Raw genomic sequence first — 1,897 nt, 5'->3', positions numbered from 1 at the left:
ACGAGGGACGCGCCACTGGCGATCCCGACATCGTGTTCTACAACCAGCCCCGGCATCCCTCCGGCATGGCGCAGTTCAGCGCACCCAAGGACGTGAAAGGCCATAAGGAGCATGCCATTGATTTCGACTTCTCGCGTGCACCGAAGCATCTGACCCGGATTGCCATCACCCTGACCGAGGACTCAGGCGCTGATTTCAGCAAGGTGCCGGGATTACAGGCGACGGTGCAGACCGCCGCCGGCGAGATTCAGCTCTCACCGGGAACCTTCAGCACCGAGAAAGGCATCATCGTCGCCGAGCTGTATCTGCGCCAGGGTGCGGCCAAGGTCCGCGCGATCTGGCAGGGATACGCCTCGGGACTGGCGGGCCTCTGTGAGGCCTACGGCATCGAGGTCGGCGATGCGCCGGCGCCACCACCTGCCGCGCCGCCACCACCTGCGATAAACCTGCGCAAGGTGAGTGGCAGCATCAATCTGAGCAAGGGTGACACCTCGGTCATCATCGAGAAAACCGAGTGCATCCTAGCAACGGTGTCTTGGACATCCGGCACCGATTACGATGTCTATGCACTGGTGCAAACCAAGGAGGGTCGGGAGGTGCATGTGGCCGCGTTTTCCGCCCAAGGCGTCCCCGTCCTCATGAACTATGACAACGGCGCGGTTCGGCATCTCGGGGATGTGGGCCGGGATGATCAAGCAACGAAAACGGAAACCATCGAGATTCGACTCAACGACAACATCGCTGCGGTCGTGCCGGTGGTCTACTCCGCGCAGTCAAACGGAACCGGGTCTTTTCACCGCTATCAGGTGTCGATGCGCATTGATAACCAACAGGGAACGGATGTGACGATCCCGGCCAAGCACGCCAACAACAACGACCAGATTTATACCTGTGTGCCTGGTGTGATCCGCAATACGGCGCAGGGTGTGGTCATTGAGGCGCTTGAGCTCTACAGCAAACCGCGCTCCGAGAACCGCCCCAAGTTGATCTTGAAAAAGGATGGCAGCATCCAGGTCAAGATGGATGCCGGCCCCAAAAACGACTACAAGTAAACAGGACCAACGATGGTGATCGACCTTGAACAGCGTCTCGAGCACGACGCTTCACCGCATCTGGCCGCAACCTGGCAATGGTCAGGGATCGGGCGTTGGATGAGCGGGGGTTGATTTGCGGTCAGAGGACTAGCGCCGAGCTGTACGCCCTACTGGGCACGCGCGGTCTGATCAGCCGCCACGCTCGGCGCTCATCCCCGCATCCACCCGCTCACGCAGTTCCTTGCCCGGCCTGAAGTACACCCGATGGCGTGCCGGCAGCGTCACCGACTCCCCGGTCTTCGGATTGCGTCCCACTCGCGGTGCATAGCGGCGCAGCTCGAAGCTGCCAAAGCCACGCACCTCGATGCGCTCACCGGCAGCGAGGGTATCGCACAGCAGCGTGAGTAACGACTTGACGGCGAGCTCGACATCCTCGGCGGTGAGCGATGAGGGCTGACGGGCGATAGCGGCGATGAGCTCGGAGCGGATCATGGACAAGGCGTGGGAAGACAGACAGGATAGGGCGGCATCATAGCGTAATCAGGACCCCATCGATCCGACAGCCCGGCTCGGGACGGGGCGCGGGATGCGCGGGTTCCGGGGCCGATCAGGAGGTGGCGAGATGACCACGCACAGCCTGCGCAACGATGTCGATGATCCAGCCGGCCTAGAGCAACTGATCCATCAAGCCTTTGCCGAGGCGGCCTTTGCGCCGAGTGACGATGCCCGCGCGCAAGCCTTCGTTGCCTCGCTCTCAACGCGGCTGCTGATGCAGGGCGATCTCCAGCTGGGCAATGCGATCGGCACCCTGATTGGTCTGCGCCGCTTGGAGGCGGATGAGCTCTAGCCCGCGATCTCGTTCG

General features: G+C 62.0%; 3 protein-coding genes. 2 read left to right on the top strand and 1 reads right to left on the bottom strand.

Going from position 1 to position 1,897, the window contains the following annotated elements; genetic code table 11:
• A partial coding sequence (locus VBE63_RS28450; RefSeq protein ID WP_323686343.1) for a TerD family protein occupies nt 1-1,052 on the top strand: 1,052 nt, incomplete at its 5' end.
• 171 nt (nt 1,053-1,223) lie between these two features.
• On the opposite strand, the gene VBE63_RS28445 is transcribed toward VBE63_RS28450, so the two are convergent.
• On the bottom strand, nt 1,224-1,526 hold the full coding sequence (locus VBE63_RS28445) for an integration host factor subunit beta (RefSeq protein WP_323686342.1): 303 nt from the start codon (nt 1,524-1,526) through the stop codon (nt 1,224-1,226).
• Nucleotides 1,527-1,656: 130 nt separating this feature from the next.
• Here VBE63_RS28445 and VBE63_RS28440 point away from each other — a divergent pair, with 130 nt between their 5' ends.
• Nucleotides 1,657-1,881 (top strand): hypothetical protein, encoded by a 225-nt coding sequence (locus VBE63_RS28440; protein ID WP_323686341.1) that lies wholly within the window; start codon nt 1,657-1,659, stop codon nt 1,879-1,881.
• Nucleotides 1,882-1,897 lie beyond the last annotated feature (16 nt).

Origin of the sequence: Lamprobacter sp. (assembly GCF_034860625.1) — a bacterium.
Classification (GTDB): domain Bacteria; phylum Pseudomonadota; class Gammaproteobacteria; order Chromatiales; family Chromatiaceae; genus Lamprobacter.
The sequence above is the reverse complement of the archived record's forward strand: the minus strand, read 5'-3'. Positions and strand labels throughout refer to the sequence as shown.